Below are 24858 nucleotides of genomic sequence, written 5' to 3' on the forward strand. Positions count from 1 at the left end.
TCGGATCGAATGACCGCTCCGAGCCCAAGCGGACGCTCGTCTTAAGAAACCCCTATAGCCGAGCCGTTTTTGGGTCGACTCGCCGTTTCCATCGGCGTCTCACCGAAGAATTGGCGGTAGGCAACTGATGTCCGGCCTAAGTGACTAAAACCGGCCTCGCCGATGAGCTTCGAAACGACACCTTTCTCATAGGTGCTTTCCTGCAGAAGCGACCTTAGTCGATGCAGCTGGACAATCGATTGAAACTTGCTTGGGCCAACACCAAGTTGTTTTTCAAAGGCCAAAAAGAGTGACCGCCTCGATACCCCGAGTTCGCGGCACAGTTCTTGAACCGTTAGTTTCGTGCCTGCCGGGTTTTCTGAAAAATACGCTTCAGCCGCCGCAACGGTCTTCCATTGACTATAGCTCGCCTTGTCGGCGCCCATTTGTGGTTCGGTCCGGTAAAGGAGTTCACCTGCCAAGTTTTCGAGGTTTACAAGGATGTCATTTAACATCCAAGCATCTGTCCCATCCACGGTCGTTTGTTTGTGGCAAAGCCACTTCTCAATGCATCGGGCATAAGCACTCAGAGCGTCGGATCTGGACAGGCGGATGGGTGCTTTAAACGTTGCCCATCCACGCTTCTCGACCTGTAGCCACGGAACTTCCAGCAGGTATATCTGAGTGCCAGCTTCGGCTACGTAGTCATACTCTGTTGGCTTTTGCCCTTGCCAGAACACAAGAAACGGATCCTCATATAGAGTTCCCTGAAATCGAACCGGTTCGCCATTGGGCAAGACTAAACCGAGAAAGACTGTGTCGCCGTGTTGAACTTCTTGGAAACGAATACGCGAAAAATATTCCTCGCAATAAAGGCTAAAACCATTGTGTTGGGCCATGCGCCAATTCAGCTTCGGACCCTGTGGAGAGAGAGCGAGCGCTTCGAGTTGGACGCCAGTGTAATCAGGCAGGTGATCCACTGAACGTATTTTCTTGGACAGTAACATAGCGCCTCAGTTAACCCTTACTGCGACCGGCTCTGGCAGCAGCACATTGAAATTCAATTATTCATAATAGTTTGCACGATTCGGATAGCCAGTCACAAACTCAGGTTACACTATCGATCTCGAACACAGAAAACCTGTCAATGTCCTCGGAGTGCCTCATGAAAAAGCTGACACTTTCCCTTGCTGCGCTATTGGTATCGTCAACTGCTCTGTACGCGCAGGCCGCCGATCTGGTCTTTACCAACGCTTCTGTTCTTACCATGAATGACGATGCGCCGACCGCGCAGGCCGTTGCCGTCACGGGCAACCAGATAACCTATGTTGGCGATGTCGCGGGAGCAGAGTCTCTGATAGGTGACAATACCGAAGTTCTGGACTTGGGCGGGGATACCCTGTTGCCGGGCTTTGTGTCAGGTCACGATCACATCGTTGCATCGGGTTGGACGTCGCGCGGTGTAAGTCTGTTCGGAATAGAAACGCTTGATGAGGCCTTGGCGGCAATCAAGGAGTACGCCGATGCAAACCCTGACGAGGAGTTGATCCTTGGATATGGGTTCAATCAAGTGGCTTATGGTGGTTGGCCTACAAAAGAAGATTTGGATTCGGTGGTTTCTGACCGTCCGGCCTTTATCCTCGACTTCACAATCCACGATGTTTGGATGAACTCCAAAGCCTTTGAAGCGGGTCAGGTCAGCCCCGACGAAGAGGATCAGGTGCCGGGCGTTATGTTCTGGCAGCGTGACTCGGAAGGCAATCAGACCGGAATCGGGATTGAGTTCCAGTGGGCTGCGGCCTTTCGAAATGCAGGCGCATGGGATCCAGCAGGTGAAATTCCTGACATCCAGAAAAATCTCTACGATCAGGCCGTTAAAACCGGAATCACAGCGGTACACGTGCCTCTGATGGCTATGCCGACAGTTACCGATCTGTCTCTTGTGAAAGATGACGAGAAACTCGCGCTGGCCCACCTACATGAACTGGAAAAGAACGGTGAGCTAACGATCCGAACCTTTGTTGCGACGGGGTTCAAGGACCCGACCGCCACTGCTGACGAAATAGTAGAACACACACTTGAGTTACGCGAGCAATACGACAGCGACATGCTGCGCATCTGGGGCATCAAAATCCATCCAGAGGGGAACTGGAGTTCAAAGACGGCCTGGATGCTGGACGATTACGCCGATGGGTCTGCAACGCGCGGTGCGGCTGCCATTGAAGGCCCAATGATAACTTCGGTCTATCTGCATGCTAATCAGAACGGGCTTCCGGTGGGCACTCACGTGGATGGATCACAAACAGTGCGTAATACGGTGGACGCGATCATGACCGCGCGCGGCGCTGGTTATGACGTTCCCAACAATCTATTGCATCACTACTTTTGGGTATCAGATCAAGACCATGAAACAGTCATTGAGAATGACATCATGGTAAATACGACGCCTATTTTCCACGTTGATTGGGAAAACCAAGATGTTAACGCATTGGACTTGTTGGGTCGTGCAAAGGTCGAGGCGATTTTTGCCCGCTATTCCTCGCTGATGGCACTCGGACACAACGTATCGATATCTTCGGACGTGCCATCCTCGCCGATTGATCTGATTGGTCCGCTACTAAATGTTGAGATTGCGATGACTTTGCAGGACCCACTGAATCCGGACAGCAAGCCGTTCCCGTTGTCCCGCAAACCGGCCTCATTGGAAGAATCTTTGAAAGCAGTCACGATCTATCCTGCCGCGCAGCAAGCGATGGAGGACAAAATAGGCTCCATCGAAGTGGGAAAATATGCCGACCTTGTTGTTCTCGATCAGGACATAACTGCCGTCGAACCGCGTGAAATCTCGGACATAAGGGTGTTGGGCACGCTTATGGATGGGCGCTTCACGCATCGGGACGGTATTTGACTTCAGAGGCCGTTTCGGCTGGGGGCACACAATGCCCCTCGCCGCTTCAGGAAGGAAACCAGAATTGAAACGACTGATCTGTTGCAAAGCCGCTTTGATAGCGACATCCCTTTTTGCGCCGGCGTATGCGCACGCGGAGGAAGTCGCATTCATTGCGATATTGAACGTTCCGGCTGGAAACGCACAGGCTTTTGATGCTTTGGCCAGAGACATGGTTGAGGCATCTGCCACCGATGACGGGCTTTTGATTTACGAGTTCGCCCGGGTCGGCGAGACGGTGTACGGCTATGAACGCTATGTGGATGCGGCTGCCCACGCCCGGCACGAAGCGTTGATCGAGCCCTTCATTCCGCAGTTGGTTGAGTTGGCGCAGTTCAAGAAGATTGTCACCCTATCGCAGCTTACAGATGATCATCAGGAATTGTTCCAAAGCACTGGGGCAGAGATTGGCCAACCAATTGCCGCGGCAGCGCAAGGACCATCCAAATGAATGCGCAATGGCAAGGAAGGTTTAGAAAAAGCCTACAGATAATTCTAAGCGGAATCCGGGAGCATATGATGAAATGCCGACTTTGCACTTGTGCTGTCTTCTTCGTTGGGATGCTGAGTTTTCAACCCAATGAAGCTCAAGCTTGTGACGCGGCTTGTCAGGCAGCGCGGAAGGCCGCGAACCCGCTTGCGGACACAAAAGCGCTGATCACCGACAATACAATCGCCTTCAGAACCGGGACGAACGACGACGACAGCTACAACTTTCAGCTACAGCCCGTCTATTCAGTTCCACTGACAGACGCGACATTGGTGCTTCGGGGGATTGTGCCGATTCAGGGTGTCCAGCCGGGCGCCGTATTGCCGCCTGGAATTGTCGATCCTTCGGAAGAAAATGATCTGACTTGGAGCATCGGTGATTCCACGGTTCAGGCATTTTATTCACCTACGCCGGGAGAAAGCGGAATCGCACTGGGCTACGGCCTGCAAGTTTCCTTGCCAACGCACACGAATGACGCCTTGCAAGGTGCAGGTTGGGGGGCTGGTCCTGCCTTTGTCATGTTTGGGCAAACAGGTGATTTGTCTTGGGGTGGTGTCGTTGCCCATATGTGGGGCGAGAACGATTTCAGTGTGACCATCCTTCAACCTATTCTCACCTACGGTTTGGGAGAGGGTTGGTACGTTGGGTACAACAACGTCGTTTCGTACAACTGGAATTCGGCCAGCAATGATGAAGCGTGGGCAATTCCTTTGGGTTTGACCGCTGGCAAAACGTCGATCATCAATGAAGCTAAAGGCACCGCTATGGATGTCAGTGTCGGATACTACACTTTGGAGCGCAAACCTGACGGCGGGCCGGACAGACAACTTAAGCTGGGTCTGTCGTTCTTTTTTTGACTGGCGCTTTGGAAGAATGATTCAAGAGACTGCTTTCAACTACTGGGAACAAAAAACACGAGAGTGAAAGATCCCTTGCATATTGAAACTTGGCCGAAAAATTTGACCCGTCGCAACTTGGAGTGAAAACTGGAGTTCAGAAATGACAAGTAACCTGATTGCTCTGATAATTTCTGCTTTTGCGTTCGCATACATTCAAGCTGCTCAGGCAGAGGTTGTCCAAGTTCCGCAAATATCTGCTGCCCAAACTTCTCCTTCAGGAGCAAAGCGTTTTGACATGTCTGAGCGCATGCTTGATTTGGCCATTGCCGCAAGCTCCACAGCGCTAGATGATCCTATTCGGGAGCATGTTGCGGTTAGCTGGCGTGATTTAAAACCAACCCTAAAGTCTCTGGAAACCCCATTTGAAACGCTGCCAGGTCCGTTGTTGAACGCTATGCGAACGCAAGTTCGTTGGCGAACATCCAGTGCCAGTGAGCGCTCTGATCCTGATCTAATCAAAGAATACAAGGCGGCCAATGGTGTTCTGGCCGCAAATGATGTCGACGTAGAAAAGCTAATGCTAGAACGCCGAAAAATCATTGCGCAAAACAATGCAATCGGGCGCGGTCCAAATCTAGAAAAACTGGGTACAACAATCAGGCTACCCGGGTACATAGTACCACTGACAATCGATGGAGGAGTTGTAACCGAATTCCTGTTTGTTCCGGTTGCAGGTTCTTGCGTTCATACTCCTTCGCCGTCACCCAACCAGATCATTCATATTGATTACCCAAAGGGCGTCGAATTTAAATCGATATTCGATGCATTTTGGATTGAAGGCGAACTGCTAGCTGAACCCAAGGTCAGCGATGTTGCCTTCTACGACGGCGCTGCAAACGTGGAATCTACTTACAAACTAAACGCGAGTCTTGTCGAAGTATTCACCTATTGATCCCGAGAGGTTCATTCTTCGAAAGCTTAGGGCGTTAGATCACTGGTTTGAGGTTGTGAAAGTGTTGACGCCCCGTTGGTCTCGCTGTGACGTTGTGGGTTTGCGAGAACCCTGAATGCAGACGGCTACATAATGACGTATCATTCTAAATAGTTGATTTAAAAACCTTTTGCTTCATTTTCGGAAGCATCGGGAAGTGAGGGAATCCACCGCTTGCTTTAAGCGCGATGCCTAAAATCTACCAAAACAGATGATCTTTAGTACTTTGCAAAGTGACTTGCAGCCATTCGTCAGATATCGTTTTTGGAACATCCCGCATCAAAAACACTGCGAATTATTGGAATAACCAGATGGGTGTCGACAACACTTGGTTAAGGCATTTTGCCCAAATGCTCGCGCAGCGCATGGAAGATGCAAATGAATTTGAGAAAGTCTTAAAAAACTCAGGTTTGACGCGAGCCGACTTGAAAGAGTCCACCAGAGAAATTGACCCATATAAGGAGGGTCAATTTATTCGTTTGGCTTGTGATCAGTTAAGAGACCGCGCCTTCGCCACAATAGCCGGTTTGGCATTTAAAACGCCTCGCGACATAGTCTGGTATATTTCAAAGTATTCACAGAATCTCAAAGAAGCTATTGTAAATGCTTCACTCTACGGTGCTTTGGTTGATGAAAGCATTGAATACAGTCTTGTTGAGTCAGGAAACCACGCTTCGTTGAGGATGCAAGTTCTTGATGGCGAGCTTAGCAGGTATCATCGACGCACCGAGTTTCTGTTGTTCTCGACAGTTTCATTGATGCGAATTGTCACGAATACTCAACTTCACCCTCTGGAAGTTCGGTACAAGCACGCAGTTAAGTCTTCGGCATCCGCAATGAAAAAAGCGGCGGGCTGCACGATTTCCTTTGGTTCCGAAGAAAACGAGATCATTTTATCGCTTGCATCGCTTGATCTCCCAATACCAAGTTATGACCCCGCACTCAGAAACCATCTTACGGACTACGGAAATACCCTTTTGAGAATGCGCGTCGCGAGTTCACCAGGGATACGTAGCAAGGTGGAAGCCCAGATATTGAATGGGCTCCCAGGACGAATTTTAAACGCGCAGGAAGTGGCGTCAAACCTTGGGCTAAGCACGCGTTCGCTCTCGCGACGTCTCAGTGAGGAAGGCCTGAGTTTTCGTGGTATTGTCAAAAACATCAGGTGCGATCTTGCGAAGACGTATCTCAAGGACGGGTTCAGCATCGGAGAAGTTGCATTCTACCTGGATTTTGCCGACCAGCCCGCGTTTTCCACGGCATTCAAGCATTGGACGGGGCTAACGCCGCGTGAATTTCAAAGACAAAATTGAGCGGACGCGATGTCCTGGCTTCGGTTTGGGCTGTTTTACCAAACCTGAGATACGTCGCTGTTTGATTAGTGCGTCTTAGAGGAAATTTGGGTGACTACGCAGTTTGAAATCTGCGGCGCCCTCCACAAGACGAGTTCATTAAGCTCACCATTTTCGATAACCATTGCGACAGCGCTTTTTGGGATTTTGGTTTCAAGGATGATCGGAATTTTGGCTGTCGAACCACGACGTCTAGTTGCATAGTCCAACGCTGCATCAAGGTTTATCGTCCAAGACAAACCAACTTCTTTTCCTAGGCTTTGACCGCGAAAAACCGAGATTTCGTTGGGAAGCCGATGCCACTGTTCCGTCGGAATCCAACATGACTTTCGTTTTTCTGCGTCCATCGCGTGCACGAACATGGTGTGATCAATTTTTTCGAACCCACCCCATAAGCCACGCAATAAAGGCCAGAAATCTGCGCTGGAGATTTCATTTTCTAGTAACATTTCGACAACGGCATCTGCGCGTTGATCAGCTTCATAGTGTCTGTTCAAATGCATGTTGATTACTTCGACGGCACTGATTGCTTCGGTCTGCATGACTGACGCTCCAATTCTATCTCTGTAACTTACGAGGCACCTTGTTTGGCGCGTCATCCAATATTGGTTTGGAGTGTCCATTCACTCATTCGAAATTCAGCCTAAATTTTTCTTTCTTCGGCCAAAACGAAGTGAGATCGAGCCAATACCAGTTGCTTCATGATTTCGATGCAGGAGGACGCTTATTTTTTGGATGGTGGCTTAACGATCTATTGGGTTCAATTGACCTGACAAACATAGGTCGATAAGGCTGCGTCGCAGCTCCATCAACGGTACTCCCATTTTAACGCCGGTCTGCGAGCGTAGGATTTTCGTATTCTGATAGTCTTTTGCGTGACCGTTTTGGTCGCATGGCTGAAACCCAAGAGTTGGCACTCTGGTGTTCGCTTCACGCATAAAGCCAACATCTTAATCGTGTTCGGCAACGCTGGTTGTGCCCTCCCGCAACCAAAATCAACAAAAATCAAAAAACCACAATCGACCAAAATTGATCCCCAAGATCAATCAATTGCTGGCGCGACGCTATCATCCTTCCGTCATTCGGAACGTCAGACGTGAAAACCCAAATCACGGAAACAAATTTACCAAACCAGCCGCCGCAAGGCGGCTTTGTTCACTCTTGGCCAGCCCAATCATTGCCGCTAGGGTACCCTCCAGTTCGATCTGCATCCCATCCCTCCATGTTGGATCGTAACATGTTCGATCAAGTCCCGGATAATCTGCGCCTCGGTAAAACCGAACTTCCGCATTCGTCTGCTTTTTCCGGGTTAGGCAGACTCTACATCTTGGAGAGGGACTTCGCGGGGGGGCAGGTCAAGGCCAAGGGCATTCGGGTCACATCGTCTATGAATTGGCGCTGAGCAAAAACCACTTTTTCCACTCGCCGGTGGTTCGCAATTTGGAGGCGTTCAAGCAATAGGCCGGCCTGATCGTCGCCAACCGCTTGTCGGACGAGATACGCGATGTCAGCGACAGGGTCTTTACCCGCGATCTATTCGGCGCGGACTAAGGCTGAACACCCACGCCCGGTCAAAAGACAACCTGCCGCACAGACAATGCGCGGCAAGGTCCGGTACTGGTAACATCAATTTCCGTCAACTCGAAAGAAACTGTTATTGTCGTGCCAAGTCAGCCAACTCGTCAGCGATGCCTGGCGATTTCGCCCGCAATTTCAAGGCAGAACTTGCGAAGCTACTGATAAACTGTGGAGCGGACAACTTTCACGCCTTGAGTGGTCAACAAATTGACTTAGTCCTGGCACGAAAACCAGCGACGCAGACATACCACTAAAGTTCACAGAACGATGGCGGAAAGGTTTCTCTTATTCGGTCGCTAATTTCCTCTTTAGAAACTTTGTCAAGCCCGCCTCTTCCGACGTAGTCAACGCTCGGTTGATAATGCCATGCGTGTATAGGCGTGCGCCTCCCGGTAACACCCGGTCACCGGCCCCGATAGTCTGCCCGGATGTGATGGTTGACCCGTCTTCATCCATCCAAAACTCGGTGGCATCCGATCCCGGATCAGCCAGGCTAACGATGAGGTCGTCGTCACCTTGATCGCGGGAAAGATACCAGAGGTCGCGCTGCCCAGATTCAGTAATATCGTACTGGTCTACACGCGTTTGATATGCGGTAACGCCACTACCTGTCTCGATCTGAGTTCGTCCAACAGATACCTTTTTTCCAGCTACTACGTCGTTGTTCCAAAGGGCGACTTCTAAAAGGTTGGAGGTAAGAGAGACGGCTTTTCCGGTGATTGAGATGCGCGCGAACCCATTTCCAAGGTCTTCAAAACCGTAGGATACGGACTTCCAAATCGTGCCGTTGCTCGAGTCCTTGGCAATGAAGCTTGCCGGCAGCAGCACCGGGTCAAATTCTAAGATTACCCTGTGTTCGCTACCTTTACCCAAGGCCAGAGACCATTTGGACGACGTACAGTCACTTGTATTCAGCACAACTGATGCAGTGTATGTTTTCCCGTTTTCTGCAGTTACAGCGGCCCTTTTAATGATACGGTCATTGATATTCGTTGAATTGTACAGGACGCTGAACGCCATGCTTCCGTCTGGATCGGATGAAGCGTTGGCTTCTACAGTGATACCTGCCCCACCGACATTTGCAGACCAATCCTCGCTGGCGTCCAGCAAGTTCCTGACACCGCTGGTCGGGTGCCGCGCAAGCTTAGGTCGTTTGTCACCGTTCACTGGTTTGGCAGCATGATGGCCAAATACTTCACGAGCCGACAAGCGGGTAATTGTCACATCCGTTGGCCCCGAAGCTTGCCTGATACTCAGGTTTTTCACAGAAGCTCTGACAAAAACACTGTGTTGACCCAACGTGACAGGCAGCGACAAATCACCCTGTTCAAGACCGATGGACAAACCCCCAAAGCCGTAAGCCGTCACGGTGTATTCAATACGATACCATTTTCCAACAGTTAGGATGTCCGTTTGTCGGATTTCTGTGTGAGAGCCGTCAGGTGAATAAATGCGCGCTTCCCCATCATTGATGGTGACACCACCTATCGTGTTCCAATTGTTTGCTCCGTCGCGGAAGTCTCCGTTCATAACGACATTCTGCCCGCGCGTGAGGCCGCTCGACCTGTCTAACATCAGCCCCACTGGCTGTCCCGGCCCGGTTACCGGCGCAGTTCCCAAGCCATCCTGAAACAACGTGCGCTTATCAGACGGATCAAACAATGGTTGGGGATTAAAACAGTCGATCCCGTGGCAGTTTTTGCGGACTGCAAGCGACAAGGAACCAATACCAAGACCAATCATATTTGTTCACCTTCTAGAATTGCATCCTCGGGTTGAGGCGTTATTCGGTCAATTGGAAGAGGATTGACCGAAAACGGGTATGGCGTTCGGGACATATTCATGGATCTCCATTGCATCGAAATTTCGGGTGCTCCAAGTCGATTGCCACTTCAACCTTGAATCCTCAGAGCTGCACTTTTGGCCGTGGGTTCCAGCTGGGCCTTTTCGTTGCGCAAGATGATTTCGAAAGTTCATTTTGTTTGAGTTAGACTTCCGTACGGTGTGGTAAGAAAGAACTAGCGCAATGCTAGGCGAAGGCGCGCTTCGCGGCTTGGGTCGATATGGGCACATATGTAAAGCGCCAACGCAGCACCGGGCATTGATGACATGGGCTTTTTTGGTTTAGGCATGCCAAGACCCGAGCTGAGCACCACTCAGGAAATGAGTTAAAATTAGCGCGCTTTGTTGACTAAATTGGCGGCGGCCACCCCGATCTCCGAATCTGACCGCTAACACGGTCGCAGGCCTTTATTTATGGTTTTTTGTCATGTATGAGGCCCGCGTTCTAGCGTTCAGAGCAACGTGGACACAGGGAGCCCGGCCATGGCAATGACGCTTTCCAACAGCATATCCGCCTTTGCAGTTCGGGGCGGCGTTGTCGGCTGCAATTTTGTTGCGATGCTGGCGATTGGATCCATGGCGGAACCGCCAACCTATGGCGCGTTCGTTTTTCTCTGGTCCGGAGCACTCCTGATTTCCTCACTGATTTCCTTTGGCGCGCCGCTGTATTTGCTCAAGGAAACGGCGCTTTCGCAGACCTCTGGTGGGTATAGCGCCAATTCTGCTATCAGGTTGATTTTTGTTTACCCCGCACTGCTGACAGCAGCCGCTATCTCTGTATTCCTGCTTTTCGGTCCGCAAATTTTGACGCTTGTTCCGGATCTTCCGGGAACCAACAGCACAGCCCTGATTTTGCTTGGGCTCCTGGGTTTTCTGATCAATCTGAACAGTTGCATGTGCAGCCTGTTTCACGGCCTGAATCTGCTAAACACTTCGATGTTCCTGAAGGATGCAGCGCCGCAGTTTATTGCGCTGGTCAGCACTACGTTCTTCTACCTCGCGGCAGAAGTGAAACTCATTTGGATGCTCGGCAGCACCGTAGCTTTGCTGGCAGCGTTGTGCCTGACCGAGATCCTTTTGTTCCTGCAGCTCAACCGGCGGGCGGGTCTGATCAACCGAAATGGGCGTCACGGTTCGTTCACGCCTTATTACTGGGGGGGGACGGTCACTGGAATTGCCTGGGCACAGATCGACATTCTGGTCGGAGCCTACCTGATGACCGCCGAGCAGCTGGGCCTTTATAACATCGTGCGCCGCATCTGCAATTTCGTGACCTTGCCTCTTTCCATTGCAACCTGGCTGACCGTCGGCAAATTCTCACGCGCTTTTCAGGCCAAGGATGCCACTGCTCTGCAAGAGACGGTGCGTGCCTCGCTGATCCTGTCAAACGGGGCCGGAGCGGTTCTGGCGTTGGTCGTCATTGCATTGATCCTGCCAGTGCAGAATTTCTACAACTTTCCGCCCCACACAAACTTCCTGCCGGTTTGGGGCATTTTGATCGTACAGGCGGTCACCAGTCTGCTGTATGCTCCATCTACAACCATGGCACAGACATCGGGACTGGAAGCCAGCGCCATGTACGCGCGCCTTTGGGGAATTGTCGTTTACCTGCTGTTGGTAGTGATCCTCTCGGTCTGGTTCAGCGGCCCTGTTCTGAATGGAGTGGCTTTGTTGGTCGGAACACTGGCCCTCAACGTTTTTGTCTGGCAGAGAGTAACCACACGTTTCGGCATCGACTCCTCGGCCTTCAGTTTGTTTAGACGGGCATAGAAATGACAGAGTTCCTAGCCAGTTTCATGGCGGTTGTTTTTGCCTGCTTATGTACTTTTTTGCCTTTTTGGTGCGCTAACAGGTACGGCATAATTAGATACTTTTCCCCACTGCACATTTGTGGCGGGCTTGCCTTTCTTGGGATTACTCTCAAAGTGATAACATATCAGCTTTATCCGGACATCGCTTTTTACTTGCGGTACACAACGGATACATTTGCCCTGTTTTGGGGAACGTTTTACGTTACGCTGTTCATTGTTTCCTTGTGTTTCGGCTATTTGCTGTTGTGCACCAAGAGGCGTTTTGTGCCGGTTCTGTTCAAGCCCGGGCACATGCCAGCCTTACGGTACCGCAAGCTGCTAATGCCAACAGCAATTGCGACCACATTGGTAGTCACTCATATGCTTTTTTCCCAGCGCGGGCTCAGCGTTTTTGATCCGCAATCATTTCTGATTGTGAATACCGTAAAGCAATATGGGCTGAATGCTAATAGTGTAGGTTCTACCGGGGCGCTCGTAAAAGTTTTCTACACAATCCCCAGAACACTATTTGTTCTCTGCGTTCTATGGGCAATGTCCACAGGCCGGCGCGATGCAATCTTTGCTGCTGCTGTTACGTTTGTGGCTCTAATTTTTGCTGCGCTAGCGTCAGGTGACAGATTTGATCTAGCGCGGCTACTGTTGTTTACGGGTATTTCTCTGTCTTGTGCAGGGTGGGTTTTCAAATTCCGTTCACTGATAACTAGTATCATTTTAGTGTTCACTATCATTGCAGCTGTAGGCTTAATGAGTTCGCTTCGCAAAGCAAACCAGCAGGACACTGTCGATTTGTCCGTCGCATCAAGTATCGCGAACGTAGTAGAACAAGTTACCGGTTCGACGTACTTCATGGACGTAAATGTCTCGGCGATACTCGTTGAGACAATGGATCCAAAATACACTTTGTACGGTGAAACCTATACTTGGTGGACCTTTGGCTGGATTCCTCGCGTGTTTTGGCCCGACAAACCATCGACTGACGCCGGTACCTACCTAAAGCGTGACGTTCTTGGGCACGGCAGCACCTCGGTTGGAGCTATCAATGTAACGGGGCCAGGAGAAGCATTTATCAACTTTCGTTGGGCAGGCGTTGCGTTTGGTTTTTTACTTGGAGTCATGTTTCGCTCAATAGAACTTCTGCTGTTGTTCCATAGGCATTCTACGCGACACACATTCATCTATTACCCGGTTGTTGCAGTTCCTTTGATCGTCGCCTGCCTTCAATCCAGCTTTAGCGCAGCGCTTGTGTCAGCTGCGCTGGCCGCGGTTTTATGTGGAGGCACCAAAGCTATCTTTTTGTCGGATGGTAGACGTCTCCGTCTCCGCCAAAGACCGCCGTCACACTCTATGGTCAATCTTGAGTCCTAGATCGCAAGAAGCGCGAAGAAACGAAAGCTCGCTTGATGAATATCCTGCACGTCAGCCCTACCTTCTATCCGGCCACCTATTGGGGCGGGCCAATCTATTCGACAAAGGCGATTTGCGATAGCACCCATGGCGCCGGAGCCTCGGTTACTGTGCTGAGTACGGATGCGGCCGGGCCTGGCCGAGGCGACCGGTTGGAGTCTGACGCTGGGAAATCGATGCCCTATCCTGTTTGCTATTCGCGCCGGACCGCGGGTGTCAGCATCTCGCCGATGCTGCTGGCGCGTTTGCCGCGTGCCATTGCCAAGGCCGATCTAGTGCACTTGACCGGCACCTTCAGTTTCCCGACTTTGCCGACCCTGTTGTTGGCCAAGCTAATCGGGCGACCTGTGGTCTGGTCGCCTCGGGGCGCGATACAGGCGACACTCGACTGGAAAGACAGCCCTAAACAGGGGACTAAGCGGCGTTTTCTGGCATTGGCGTCACGGCTTCTGCCGCGCGGCAGTCGCTTGCATGCCACAGCTGCTGTCGAGGCCGAAGCGAATGGGCATTTCTTTCCCGATGTTCCCAGCGTTGTGATTGCCAACAGTGTTCAAGTACCCGAAGATCTTCCGCCCCATCGGGATAGTGAAAAGTTTCGCCTGATCTTTGTCAGTCGGCTACACCCCAAAAAAGGTCTGGATCTTTTGATCGCGGCGATGAGACAGCTTCCTGAAAACGTCACTCTGGATATCTACGGTAGCGGGGATCCTGCATACACTGAAGAGGTAAACTCTATGGCCGCCAGCCTGCCTGGACGTGTCAAGGTGCACGGTCATTTGTCTGACGACCAAAAAGCTGAGGCCTTTGCAAACTCCGATCTGTTTGTCTTACCGAGCCATTCCGAGAATTTTGGAATCGTTGTGGCAGAGGCTTTGGCGCACGGGGTCCCTGCGCTAACGACAACAAACACACCTTGGGCGTTTTTGGACGAAACCGGCTGTGGTCGCTGCATCCCGCTGTCTGTTGAGAACTTGGTCAAGACAATTGCTGAACTCAGGGCTGCCGACTTGCTTGCAATGGGGGGGCGGGGACGCGCATTAGCTGCTGAGCGTTTTTCGGAAGCCGCAATGGGCGAGCGATTTTTAGAACTGTACGGAGAAGTTTTGTCGCTCGCACCTGAAGGGGCGTATGCAAATGGTTGACGTCAGCCTCAACCGAAAAGCCCGCAAGTGGAGCCGAAAAGAGCAGATGGCAAGGGTGCTGTGGGCTCTGGCGCACCCGTTGTTCAGATTGGTACCGCGCCCATTTTGGGGGTGGCGTCGGATGCTGTTGCGCTGTTTCGGTGCAACGGTCGGGCCGCAGGTTCATATCTACCCCAGTGTTCGGATCACAATGCCCTGGAACCTTAGTCTTGGGGCGCAATGCGCGGTGGGAGACAGAGCTATTCTTTACGCCCTCGGAAAGATCGAGATCGCGGAAAGGGCGACAATATCGCAAGGTGCACATCTTTGTGCGGGCAGCCACGATCTGTCTGATCCGAGCCGTCCTTTGACAAAGCCGCCAATTTACATCGGCGAAGATGCTTGGATTTGTGCGGATGCTTTTGTCGGCCCAAACGTCCGAGTCGGGGCCGGTGCAATTGTCGGGGCGCGGGCTGTTGCCATGCGTGACGTCCCTGAACGCCGAGTCGCGGTTGGTAATCCGATCGAGCTCACGGAACGGGAATTACCATGACAAGACGTCCGACTTCACCCAGTCAGCTCACCGTTGTCATCCTGACGTTTAACGAAGAGCGCCATATCGCCCGTGCGATCGGGTCTATTCGCGGCATTGCTGAGCGAATCGTAGTGGTCGACAGCGGGTCAAATGATCGTACGGTAGAAATCGCGCGCGGTTTTGGTGTCGAGGTACTTAGCAATCCCTGGCGCAATCACGCGACCCAGTTCAATTGGGCGTTGGATCAACTGGACGACAAAACTCAATGGGTGCTGCGTCTGGATGCCGATGAAGTTGTCTCGGAAAAGCTCGCGGACCAGATATCAGCGGCGATATCTTCCGCGCCAGAGACGACTGACGGCTTCACAGTAGGCCGGCGCATGTGCTTTCTGGGGCGCCCCATTCGTCATGGCGGCTTGTTTCCAATGGCCATCCTGCGCCTGTTCAGGCATGGCAAGGGTCGATGTGAAGACCGTTGGATGGACGAGCATATCATGGTCGACGGCGACACCGGTATTCTGACTGGCGAATTGCTGGACGACAATCTCAACAGCCTTTCCTGGTGGACGGACAAGCACAACGCATATGCCAGCCGGGAAGTCGTCGACATGCTGAACCATGAGTTCCAGTTCATGCCCATTGAAACCGTCGCGGGATTGGGAAAGGGGCAAGCGGGTTTGAAGCGCTGGCTCAAGGAGAAAGTCTATTCTCGTAGTCCGGGTGGTCTTCGGGCGTTCTTGTATTTCTTGTATCGCTACGTATTGCGCCTGGGGTTTCTGGACGGGCGCGAGGGGTTGGCCTTTCACGTGCTGCAGGGTTTTTGGTATCGGTTTTTGGTTGACGCAAAACTGCAAGAAGTCCGCAGTTACATGGACCGCAATGGAAGCACTGCGCCCCAAGCAATCCGGGCCGTTTTGAAGATCGATGTTTAGATCAGGGTAAGTACAGGAATTTAATATGAAGTTTTCAATCCTTACAGCCGTCTGGAACCGGGCGGAAACGCTTCCTGATGCCTTGCAAAGTCTGGACGCTCAAAGCTACCGAAACTTTGAACACGTGGTTCAAGACGGGGGCTCCAGCGATGGTACGCTGGAACTACTCAAAGGGCGCAACGATCCCCAGATGCGGCTTGTCAGTGAAGCGGATCGGGGAATTTATGACGCTTTGAACCGCGCCACTGCCAGGGCGACAGGAGATGTCATCGGCTTGTTGCATTCCGATGACTTTTTTGCGCATGGAGAGGTGCTTGCTCGCGTGGCAAAGGTCTTTCAGGAAACCGACGCCGATGCAGTTTATGGCGACCTAGATTACGTGTCGGGGCAGGATTCCAGCAAGGTCGTGCGCCATTGGGTTTCGGGACCATTTAGTCTGGGCAAGCTGAAGCGCGGGTGGATGCCGCCGCACCCAAGCCTTTTCATTAAACGCGATGTCATCACCCGTTACGGAGCATATGATGACAGCTTCCAAATATCTGCTGATTACGATAGCATCCTGCGCTACTTTGGCCGGGGCCGCATTTCTGCAGCCTATTTGCCGGAAGTTCTAACCAAGATGCGCCTCGGCGGAGCCAGCAACGGTAGTGTTGTTAGAATAATCAGGAAATCGAAAGAGGACTATCGGGCTGTCCGGCGCAACGGAGTTGGGGGTGCTTCCACTCTAATCATGAAGAATGCTCGGAAATTACCGCAGTTCTTAAAAAATTAGGCGGATAAAAAAGTCAAAAGCTGTCTGTTCGTTGATCGCATTGCAGGACCGGGCAACCTAGGGCCAGGCTTCATAACCAATAGATGACGGTTCCGGCCAAAGCGATGGCTGAGAGTTAGGCCTCGGGACAGCGATCATAGCGTTTCGCTACACGTCGCCAGTCTTTCAGCCTGCCACACATGATCTCGACGCGCTCGCGTCGTTTGTATCAGCGCTTGTCGCATTTGATCGGCGTCTTGCGTTTCATTCTTCCGGGCATGCATGCGCGTACAACTTTGTCTATCATCGCGTCCCTGAACCAGTCTGCGTCATAGCCACGATCCGCGAGCAACCAGACGACTTTTGGCAGGCTGCTGAGCATGGACCTACTGCCCGTGTAGTCTCTTTGACGTGCCCCCCACTGGTCCCTCGTTCGTTTCGAGAGTCTGCGGCTTTGATTTTGGTAGTCATCGGTTTCGGGCTTGGCAAGCGCGCTGGGCGCGGAGCCCTCAAACTGCTCAAGCGTCCGCTGCGATATAGCGAATGACCGCGTCGAGCCTAAAGCGGAGGTTCAAAAGAGCATGATTTATGGCTCTCAGTAGCCGGTGGACGCAGATGCTGGTATTCAGAGAATTAGGTCGTCCTATGAGGTCAACAATGCAGCGATCACTGGCGTTAGTCTCAACCATCCTTCTATCAATTTCCACGACAGCAGCCAGTGCAACGGAAGACATCAGACTTGTTGTGCAAATTACAGTTGATGGACTGCGCGGAGACTTGATCTCTCGCTATCAGGCCGCCTTCGGGGGCTCAGGATTCAATAGGCTGATTGAAAACGGCGCCTGGTATACCGACGCTCATCATCGTCACGCCAACACGGAAACTATTGTTGGTCACGCGACCCTCGCGACAGGAGCCCATCCCTCTGAACATGGAATGATCGGCAATGCCTGGTTCAACAGGGCTGAAGAGCGATTGGGCTATAATATTGAAGATCCGGACTACCCGATGTTGCCAGTTCCTGGCTTCGGCGGAAACGTTGATCAAGTCGATCCGACACAAGCCGCTGCTGCGACTTCGGGCCGTTCTCCCGTCAACTTGTTGGCAACGACGTTCGGAGACGAACTGGTGAAAGCAAATGCGGGCCGATCAAAAGTCTTTTCCGTATCTGGTAAAGACCGCTCAGCGGTTGCAATGGCGGGACATTCTGGAAAGGCTTTTTGGCTGTCGGCGGCTACAGGGGCATTTGAAACAAGTACTTTTTACTATGGCGCGTATCCTGATTGGGTTCTCGGTTGGAACTCTAAACGCCCAGCAGATGCGAAGATCGAAAGTGAATGGTGGCCGGAGTGTTCAGACGCGCCTTACCTGATGGAAAGAAAGGAGCGCTCCTTCGTAACGAACCTTGGCACGTTCGGTCGCATTTTTCCACATTTCTATGGGAAGCCGGACGACGGGCTCTACTACACGCAGGTCTTGTTGTCGCCGCACGGGGACCGGATCACGGCCGACTTCGCAAAAACTGTGGTGAAAGAGGAAGGGCTTGGTGATGACGAGTGGCCAGACTATCTAAGCGTTAGTTTCTCTGGTGTTGACGCCACCAACCATTTTTTCGGGCCATCCAGCTTGGAGAATGAAGAAATGGTGCGTTGTTTGGATCAGACACTGTCAGATTTCTTCGAGTTCATGGATCAAGAGGTCGGGCGTGCGAATGTGCTTTACGTGCTTTCCGCCGACCATGGCATGCCGGAAGCGCCAGAAGAGATGGCCGAAGCTGGGCTTTCGACGTTCCGAAACTCTACTGAAGCATTGATGATGGATGTGAACTCGGTGATCGCCGATGAGTTTGGAGTAGAATCCGCAATACAGTTCTTTTTTCGTCCTTACGTTTATCTGGACAACACCGCGATTGAAGAGTCGGGCACCGACCGGCGCGTAATCGAAAGACGTATCGCCGAAAAACTGATGGCTGCATCTGGCATTGAGCTTGCAATGCCGACCGAACCGCTTGCTGAACAGCGAGGGCATACACTTGAGGAGCAGATCCGGCGAAATTATCACCCAACGCGCTCTGGCGACATTTATGTTGTGCAAACGCCTTATTCATTTCTCTTTGAGGATGGTCCAATCGCCGTAATGCACGGATCACCTTGGCGCTATGACACGCATGTTCCAATCATCTTTGCTGGTCCGGGTATCAAGCCGGCTCGTGTGAGCCGCCCTGTTTCCACGGTGGACGTCGCCGTCACCCTGAGCACTATTTTAGGTATCAGCCAACCTAGCAGTGCTGCGGGTGAAACATTGAGCGAGATTGGTGTAAATGATCTATAGGCGGTCTTGCCATTTGGCCGAGTGACAAACGGTTAGATGTACCTAAACGCCTGGTCGTGAGCATTCTAGCCAGCAAGAAGCACTACGAGGTCCAGCCGGCCAGTCTCAGTTGGCTGATCAGGTTCTCTGCGCCTTTCGGATCACGAGACAGTCGGAACAATGAACTCCTCAATCCTGCTATGAGGCCATGCTTCTATGATTTCCTGAACGTGACTTCGGTGGTTGCGACAGTGATTTCGCTTGGCAGTTGGGACTGACATTTGACTAACGGATCAACAATGGGCTCTAAGTTTTGAATATCGCCATCTTGACTGGGATATCGGAAACTCGAATGTAGTGAGAGACCTTTCGTTCTCAGGTCCAATCATTGGCGCGAAGTTGGCCTTTTGAAGGCGCCTATGAGTTTAGAGGTGCCCTGTCATCAGGAGCGCGACAACAACCTTACACGGCGGCCTCTATGCGTTGCTCCGCCCGGGAAACACAATGGAGCATCGAAATTGCTGATTGTTCTGGCACTATATTTTGGCCTCGCCTGGCTGGTGTTCTCAAAACTCCGCCTGCTGCCATGGAACGCGGTTTCAAAGACCTTCATCTATGGCGGTGGTGTCGTAATCGCACTGGTGGTTATTGGCGCGCTTAACCACACGACACCAAGCGGGGCGGTTTCGGTTCAAGGCGCTGTAATCAGTATAGCGCCAAACGTCGCAGGACCAGTGATAGAAGTCGAAGCGGAGGCAAATGAGCTAGTGTCAAAAGGGGATGTTCTGTTCAGGATAGATGATACGGAATATGCCGCTGAAGTCGCTCGACTTGAAGCATCGCTTGCCGCCGCCCAATCAGAGGCAGATCAACTAAGGAACGACCTTGAGGCAGCTGAGGCGGACATCGCGTCACTTTCCGCACAACTGGAGTTTGGGGTGGCGCGGCGCGATGATATTATCCGTCTCGCCGAACGAGGAGCGTCCACTGAGTTCCAGCTTCAGGAAGCCGTTTCAACCATAGAACAGCTTGAAGCGGGCTTACGCGCTGCAAACGCGCGGAAAGCGGGTCTTGAACGGCGTATCGCCGCCCAGGTGGAAGGGGTCGATGTCGGCGTTGTCGAAGTAGAGAATATGTTGATTCAAGCGCGCTGGGCATTGGAGCAAACTGTCGTGCGCGCACCAGCAGATGGCATGGTTACAGGCCTGACCCTGCGCCCAGGGAATCGAGTGACGACTCTGCAGGGAGCAATAAATTTTGTTGTGCCAGACGATAGAGTTTTAGTCGCGACACTTCCTTTGAGCAGTCTGCAAAACGTTTCTGCTGGCGATGCAATACGTGTGGCCCTGCGTAGCGCACCGGGGCAGGAGTTCGAAACCACGATTGTAGACATACCACCCTCTACTAGCGAAGGGGCGTTGGATGCCAGAAGTGGCCTCCCTTCACTGCGTGAGCTGGTCGGCGCGACGGATTATATCGTTGTGGCAGATGTTCCGGATGACCAAAGCGCACAAGTGACTAAGTTGGGTGCGTCAGGTACGGCCTTGGTCATCACCGAGGAAGCTGGCGCGATTTCGGTGTTGGCAGAAGTTTTGTTCTGGATCACAAAGAAGCTGAATTACCTTTGATTTGTCCGAAACAATTTAGGCGCACCTATTTCAAGACCAATCAATTCGTACAGTCGCGTTGCGCTTCACCGACTGAATTGTCCGTGAAGCAGTCTTTTGTATTCGTTCTACCGAACGGCCATCGCTCAACCAGAGATCGCGTCACACAACACCGGCACAGCGATGTTCGTATCTTGCCAAAACGCTGACAATCACTCGCTGGTTGAGATGAAACTTGCCATTCTTAAGGCTTGGTGAAGGGCATCAGCGCGCGACTCGATTTGACTGCCTAGCAATTCAACGCGTCATGACTTGGTGGCAATCTTCCCATTGTTTTCCCGCTGCTTTCTAATCTCAGCGCGGACCAATCCTGTGGGTGAGGATCACATACCATCGGACGTTTCCTGTGCTTGGGATAATGCCCTTCGCGGTCGCCGAAGCTGTTGAGAAATGTCCCTTATTGCAAGACATCTCCACAAAACTCCAATTTGGGGAGGTTGGATGGGCTCAATGAAAGATTGCAATCGACAACACTCCCGCAAATTTTGAGTTGACTGACGCTAGATGAGTCTGGCAAGCGCTTTCGTATGTTTGGTTCCGGGTTCGTCCGGATAAAAGGGAATGCGGTGCGGGTCTAGTCAGACGACAACCCAATGCCGCAACTGCCCCCGCAACTGTGAGCGGCGAGCAAGGCTGATATGCCACTGGGATCTTTTCCCGGGAAGGCCAGTCCGATGCTTTGACCCGCAAGTCAGGAGACCTGCCAGACATGCGCCCCCGGAAGGGGTGCGTCACCGATGCCGGGGTGTGCGTCGGGCCGGTACCTGCAAAAGGGTACGAGGTCCCGTTTGCCCCGTTGTCAAACACAACAATGTGCCGGGGTTGGCACAACGGGACAAGGATAAGACCTAATGAAAAAGCTGCTCTGCACGGCTGCCGCTGCGCTGGCAATTCCTGCCATGGCGCAGGCGCATTTCCTTCTGGAGTACACCACCAACACCATGATCAAGAAACCGGGCGATGTGCCGGTCAAGCTGATCTTCTGGCACCCGTTCGAAAACGGCCACGTCATGGATCTGGAAAAGCCGCAAGAGTTCTATGTAATTCACAACGGTGAAAAAACCGATCTGCTGGACACGCTGGAGCCTGTTCGCTTCACCGGAGGCGAAAACGAGGGTGCGGCGTTCAAGGGCTCGGTTCCTGTGAAGCGTTCCGGCGACTACGTGCTGGTTACCGTTCCTCAGCCTTACTATGAGGAATCCGAGGACATCTATATCCAGCAACTGACCAAAGCGTTCCTGAACCGCAACGAACTGCCGACCGATTGGATGAACCCGGTTGGCCTTCCGACCGAGATCATTCCGCTGAACAAACCGACCAACGTCATTGCAGGTTCGACCTTCACCGGTCGCGTTTTGGCCGATGGTCAGCCGGTTGCAGGAGCCGAGATAGAGATCGAATACATGGCAGCTGAACCGGACATGGACAGTTCAGCCTCGTCGACTCCGTCCGTTTCGCCGATGCCCGGCGGTGCTGTGGTCGCAATTTCGGACGATAACGGTTACTTCTCGTTCGGCGTACCAAAAGCCGGTTACTGGGGCTTTGCCGCACTCGGCGCGGGCCCGGCAACCGAGCATGAGGGCAAAGAACTCAGCCAGGATGCGGTCATCTGGATCCGCGCTTGGGACATGGAATAAGAAATGCACATCGTCGACGGTGCCTTGTCCAACCCGGTCGTTATTGGCGGTGCCATTGCAGCCGCGGGCGGGATTGCAGTGGGGCTCAGGTCGCTGGACCTTGATCGTATCCCGACCGCGGGGGTGCTGTCGGCCGCTTTTTTCGTGGCCTCACTAATCCACGTCCCCATTGGTCCGTCTTCGGTGCATTTGATCCTGAATGGCATGGCCGGGCTTCTGCTCGGCTGGGCCGCCTTCCCGGCGCTGTTCGTCGGGCTTTTGCTTCAAGCCGTCTTCTTCGGCTTTGGCGGGTTAACGGTGTTGGGGATCAACACCCTCAACATCGCGCTGCCTGCAGTTGTGGCCGGAATGCTTTTTGGCCACCTGATCGCGCGCGGCACACCTCTGCATGGTGCGATTTGGGGCGGCATCGGCGGAGCTTTTGCCATTGCCGCCACGACCGGAATGGTCGCCTTCTCACTGGCTTTATCCGGAGAAGAATTTCTGCCCGCCGCCAAGCTCGTATTCTTCGCGCATATCCCCGTCATGGTAATCGAAGCAGTATTGACCGGTTTTGCCGTTTTGCTCGCCCGCAAGGTCAAGCCCGAGCTGTTCATCAAAGGAGTTGCCACATGATACGTGCGGTTCTTTTTCTGGCTTTGTGCTGCGCGCCCTTGCCGGCGCTGGCGCATAAGGTCATCGCAGGTGTCTTTGCCTCGGGTGACTCGATTGAAGGCGAACTTGGTTTCTCGAATGGCGATATGGCCAGCGATACCGAAGTTGTCGTGACAGGCCCTGGTGGAACCGAGTTGGGCCGCGTGATCACGGATTCGGACGGGTTCTTCATCTACACACCAACCTCAGCAGTGACGCATACTTTCTTTGCGGATCTCGGTGCAGGTCACATCGCTGAAATCACCATGCCCGCAGAAGAAGTCGCGGACATCATGGGGGTTGAGGTTGCTGAAACGCCTGCTGCAACCACCTCTGCGAACGCAGTGTCGTTCAACGCCGAACAGCAACAGATGATTGCCAAAGTTGTTCGCGACGAGATGCGCCCCCTGCGCCGCGAGATCGCGGCTTATCGCGAGCAGAACGACCTTCAGACCATCCTCGGCGGGATTGGATATATTTTTGGGCTGTTCGGTCTTGGCTTTTACCTGGCCGCGCGCCGGAAGCTGGCCGCCTGATGGCGCACGCGCTGGGACCCCGCGAAAAGACTCTGTCCGAGGCAGGAGTCCAGCGTGAAGGCCTGATCAGCCCACTTGATCCGCGTGTACGGATCGTGATGGCAGTGATTTTTGGCATCGCGACAGTTTCGCTTTGGTCCATTCCTGCGCTCTGCGCTGCGCTGGCGGTGTCGCTCTCTCTTCTGGCGATGTCACGCTTACCCTGGAGGAAAACGCTGAAACGTATGGCGATGATGGATGGGTTCATCATTTTCATGCTTTTGCTGCTTCCGTTTTCCACGCCCGGAGACCCGATGTTTTCCGTTTGGGGCTTTCCAGCCAGCTGGCAGGGCCTGTGGAAAGCGATCGAGATCGCACTCACCGCCAACGCGGTGATCCTGTCCCTGATGGTTCTGGTCGGCACGATGGAACCTGTCACGCTTGGCCATGCCCTGCACCGCCTGCGTTGCCCCGACAAACTGGTGCATCTGTTGATGTTCACCATCCGCTACATTGAAGTTTTACGCGAAGAATACCTGCGTCTGCGCGGGGCGATGAAGGTGCGCGGCTTTCGCCCGACGACGAATTGGCACACCTATCGCAGTTTTGGCTATTTGGTGGGCATGATGCTGGTCCGCGCAATCGAACGGTCAGAGCGCATCCTCGGAGCGATGAAATGTCGAGGCTTCTCTGGGCGCATGTTGTTGCTTCAGGATTACAAGCTGAGCCACAAGGACATTGTTTTTGCTGTCGGTCTTGGTGCCCTTTGCCTGGTCTTGCTCATATGGGATTTCGCATGACTTTGATCTCGCTTGAAGACATCTGCTTTGCGTATCCCGGCCAAGCCCCTGTTCTGAACGGGGCCAACCTGCATCTAAGCACAGGACAGCGCCTGTCGCTGACAGGAGCGAATGGTTCGGGTAAGTCGACGCTGTTGCGTATCACGCTGGGGTTGCAACGCCCATCCTCAGGGACTGTAACCATCTTTGGGCAGGAACGCACAGTTGAGGCTGATTTTCACGACGTACGACGCCGGGTCGGCCTTGTGTTTCAGGACCCCGACGATCAGCTTTTCTGCCCCACTGTTGCCGAAGACATCGCCTTTGGCCCTCTGAACCTGGGTAAAACACGGGACGAGGCACTTAGCATCGTTGACAGTGTGTTGGGCGATCTGGACCTGATGCATTTGAAAGACCGCATCACGCACAAGCTCTCGGGCGGGGAAAAGCGGTTGGTCACGCTTGCCACGGTTTTGGCGATGGAGCCGGAAGTCCTGCTGTTGGACGAACCGACCAACGCGCTGGACACCAAGAACGAAGCGCGTTTGCTGGAGATCTTGCAGTCGCTTCCGCAAGCAATCTTGCTGGTAAGTCACTCGCCCGCGTTCCGCACGGCGCTGGCACCGGATGAACTGGATTTGCGCGACGGGCGTCTGATGCCAGCGTAGTGGGCTTAACGCTGTCCCCTCAACCCAGATAGGCAATTGTCTTGCGGCCCCCAGATAAGTGAACCGCTTGTGGCTTT

The 24858-nt window shown here is 52.9% G+C and carries 21 protein-coding genes, 1 pseudogene and 1 riboswitch; of the genes and pseudogenes, 18 read left to right on the top strand and 4 right to left on the bottom strand.

Features of this window, described 5'->3' with window-relative positions; genetic code table 11:
• Nucleotides 1-41 precede the first annotated feature (41 nt).
• A complete protein-coding gene (locus ACR0MV_RS19485; RefSeq protein ID WP_480703357.1) occupies nucleotides 42-986 on the bottom strand; it encodes a helix-turn-helix domain-containing protein in 945 nt (314 codons plus the stop codon).
• Between the two features lie 158 nt (nucleotides 987-1144).
• Between ACR0MV_RS19485 and ACR0MV_RS19490 the strand changes: the two genes are divergently transcribed.
• The 5 genes from ACR0MV_RS19490 (at nucleotide 1145) to ACR0MV_RS19510 (ending at nucleotide 6559) form a co-directional block, all read left to right on the top strand.
• Nucleotides 1145-2887, top strand: coding sequence for an amidohydrolase (locus ACR0MV_RS19490; protein ID WP_170429414.1), 1743 nt, complete (start codon nucleotides 1145-1147; stop codon nucleotides 2885-2887).
• Entirely contained in the window at nucleotides 2856-3377 is a 522-nt protein-coding gene (locus ACR0MV_RS19495) for a putative quinol monooxygenase (RefSeq protein ID WP_480703358.1), read from the top strand. The genes ACR0MV_RS19490 and ACR0MV_RS19495 overlap by 32 nt, the downstream gene beginning before the upstream one ends.
• Nucleotides 3374-4273 (top strand): hypothetical protein, encoded by a 900-nt coding sequence (locus tag ACR0MV_RS19500; protein WP_480703359.1) that lies wholly within the window; start codon nucleotides 3374-3376, stop codon nucleotides 4271-4273. The genes ACR0MV_RS19495 and ACR0MV_RS19500 overlap by 4 nt, the downstream gene beginning before the upstream one ends.
• A 142-nt stretch (nucleotides 4274-4415) precedes the next feature.
• A complete protein-coding gene (locus tag ACR0MV_RS19505; RefSeq protein ID WP_170429422.1) occupies nucleotides 4416-5207 on the top strand; it encodes a DUF3299 domain-containing protein in 792 nt (263 codons plus the stop codon).
• Nucleotides 5208-5557: 350 nt separating this feature from the next.
• Nucleotides 5558-6559 carry an AraC family transcriptional regulator gene (locus ACR0MV_RS19510; protein WP_480703361.1) on the top strand — a complete coding sequence of 334 codons (1002 nt, stop codon included), beginning with the start codon at nucleotides 5558-5560 and terminating at the stop codon, nucleotides 6557-6559.
• A gap of 65 nt (nucleotides 6560-6624) precedes the next feature.
• Here ACR0MV_RS19510 and ACR0MV_RS19515 read toward each other — a convergent pair whose 3' ends face one another.
• Together ACR0MV_RS19515 and ACR0MV_RS19520 are read right to left on the bottom strand one after the other, a co-directional pair.
• Nucleotides 6625-7140, bottom strand: a complete 516-nt coding sequence (locus ACR0MV_RS19515; RefSeq protein WP_170429427.1) for a hypothetical protein — start codon at nucleotides 7138-7140, stop codon at nucleotides 6625-6627.
• A gap of 1321 nt (nucleotides 7141-8461) precedes the next feature.
• Nucleotides 8462-9919 carry a phage head spike fiber domain-containing protein gene (locus tag ACR0MV_RS19520; RefSeq protein WP_170429430.1) on the bottom strand — a complete coding sequence of 486 codons (1458 nt, stop codon included), beginning with the start codon at nucleotides 9917-9919 and terminating at the stop codon, nucleotides 8462-8464.
• A gap of 582 nt (nucleotides 9920-10501) precedes the next feature.
• Here ACR0MV_RS19520 and ACR0MV_RS19525 point away from each other — a divergent pair.
• From ACR0MV_RS19525 to ACR0MV_RS19550, 6 genes are read left to right on the top strand one after another with little or no spacing between them, the layout of a single operon-like run.
• On the top strand, nucleotides 10502-11788 hold the full coding sequence (locus ACR0MV_RS19525) for a polysaccharide biosynthesis protein (protein ID WP_480703363.1): 1287 nt from the start codon (nucleotides 10502-10504) through the stop codon (nucleotides 11786-11788).
• 2 nt (nucleotides 11789-11790) lie between these two features.
• On the top strand, nucleotides 11791-13194 hold the full coding sequence (locus tag ACR0MV_RS19530; RefSeq protein WP_480703364.1) for an oligosaccharide repeat unit polymerase: 1404 nt from the start codon (nucleotides 11791-11793) through the stop codon (nucleotides 13192-13194).
• Between the two features lie 35 nt (nucleotides 13195-13229).
• Nucleotides 13230-14375 carry a glycosyltransferase gene (locus ACR0MV_RS19535; protein ID WP_480703365.1) on the top strand — a complete coding sequence of 382 codons (1146 nt, stop codon included), beginning with the start codon at nucleotides 13230-13232 and terminating at the stop codon, nucleotides 14373-14375.
• A complete protein-coding gene (locus tag ACR0MV_RS19540) occupies nucleotides 14368-14907 on the top strand; it encodes an LbetaH domain-containing protein (RefSeq protein ID WP_170429441.1) in 540 nt (179 codons plus the stop codon). The genes ACR0MV_RS19535 and ACR0MV_RS19540 overlap by 8 nt, the downstream gene beginning before the upstream one ends.
• Nucleotides 14904-15821: a glycosyltransferase family 2 protein gene (locus ACR0MV_RS19545; RefSeq protein WP_170429444.1), complete on the top strand. Its 918-nt coding sequence runs from the start codon at nucleotides 14904-14906 to the stop codon at nucleotides 15819-15821. The genes ACR0MV_RS19540 and ACR0MV_RS19545 overlap by 4 nt, the downstream gene beginning before the upstream one ends.
• Before the next feature lie 25 nt (nucleotides 15822-15846).
• Entirely contained in the window at nucleotides 15847-16593 is a 747-nt protein-coding gene (locus tag ACR0MV_RS19550) for a glycosyltransferase family 2 protein (protein WP_170429447.1), read from the top strand.
• A 115-nt stretch (nucleotides 16594-16708) separates the two neighbouring features.
• Here ACR0MV_RS19550 and ACR0MV_RS19555 read toward each other — a convergent pair.
• Nucleotides 16709-16975, bottom strand: a pseudogene (locus ACR0MV_RS19555) (transposase); the annotation flags it as partial.
• A gap of 254 nt (nucleotides 16976-17229) precedes the next feature.
• On the opposite strand from ACR0MV_RS19555, the gene ACR0MV_RS19560 reads away from it, so the two are divergent.
• From ACR0MV_RS19560 to ACR0MV_RS19590, 7 genes are all read left to right on the top strand, one after another.
• The gene (locus tag ACR0MV_RS19560; RefSeq protein WP_480703366.1) at nucleotides 17230-18903 is read left to right on the top strand and encodes an alkaline phosphatase family protein; all 1674 of its coding nucleotides are present in this window, start codon (nucleotides 17230-17232) and stop codon (nucleotides 18901-18903) included.
• Nucleotides 18904-19400: 497 nt separating this feature from the next.
• Nucleotides 19401-20510 carry an HlyD family secretion protein gene (locus ACR0MV_RS19565; RefSeq protein ID WP_480703367.1) on the top strand — a complete coding sequence of 370 codons (1110 nt, stop codon included), beginning with the start codon at nucleotides 19401-19403 and terminating at the stop codon, nucleotides 20508-20510.
• Between the two features lie 554 nt (nucleotides 20511-21064).
• Nucleotides 21065-21271, top strand: a riboswitch (cobalamin riboswitch).
• Nucleotides 21272-21400: 129 nt separating this feature from the next.
• The gene (locus tag ACR0MV_RS19570; protein ID WP_480703368.1) at nucleotides 21401-22186 is read left to right on the top strand and encodes a DUF4198 domain-containing protein; all 786 of its coding nucleotides are present in this window, start codon (nucleotides 21401-21403) and stop codon (nucleotides 22184-22186) included.
• A 3-nt stretch (nucleotides 22187-22189) separates the two neighbouring features.
• A complete protein-coding gene (gene cbiM / locus ACR0MV_RS19575) occupies nucleotides 22190-22801 on the top strand; it encodes a cobalt transporter CbiM (RefSeq protein ID WP_480703369.1) in 612 nt (203 codons plus the stop codon).
• Nucleotides 22798-23355 (top strand): cobalt ABC transporter permease, encoded by a 558-nt coding sequence (locus tag ACR0MV_RS19580; protein WP_480703370.1) that lies wholly within the window; start codon nucleotides 22798-22800, stop codon nucleotides 23353-23355. Before cbiM ends, ACR0MV_RS19580 begins: the two co-directional genes overlap by 4 nt.
• A complete protein-coding gene (gene cbiQ / locus ACR0MV_RS19585; RefSeq protein ID WP_480703371.1) occupies nucleotides 23355-24134 on the top strand; it encodes a cobalt ECF transporter T component CbiQ in 780 nt (259 codons plus the stop codon). Before ACR0MV_RS19580 ends, cbiQ begins: the two co-directional genes overlap by 1 nt.
• Nucleotides 24131-24781, top strand: coding sequence for an energy-coupling factor ABC transporter ATP-binding protein (locus ACR0MV_RS19590; protein WP_480703372.1), 651 nt, complete (start codon nucleotides 24131-24133; stop codon nucleotides 24779-24781). Before cbiQ ends, ACR0MV_RS19590 begins: the two co-directional genes overlap by 4 nt.
• Nucleotides 24782-24858 lie beyond the last annotated feature (77 nt).

This window comes from Ruegeria sp. BC3 (genome assembly GCF_056539265.1).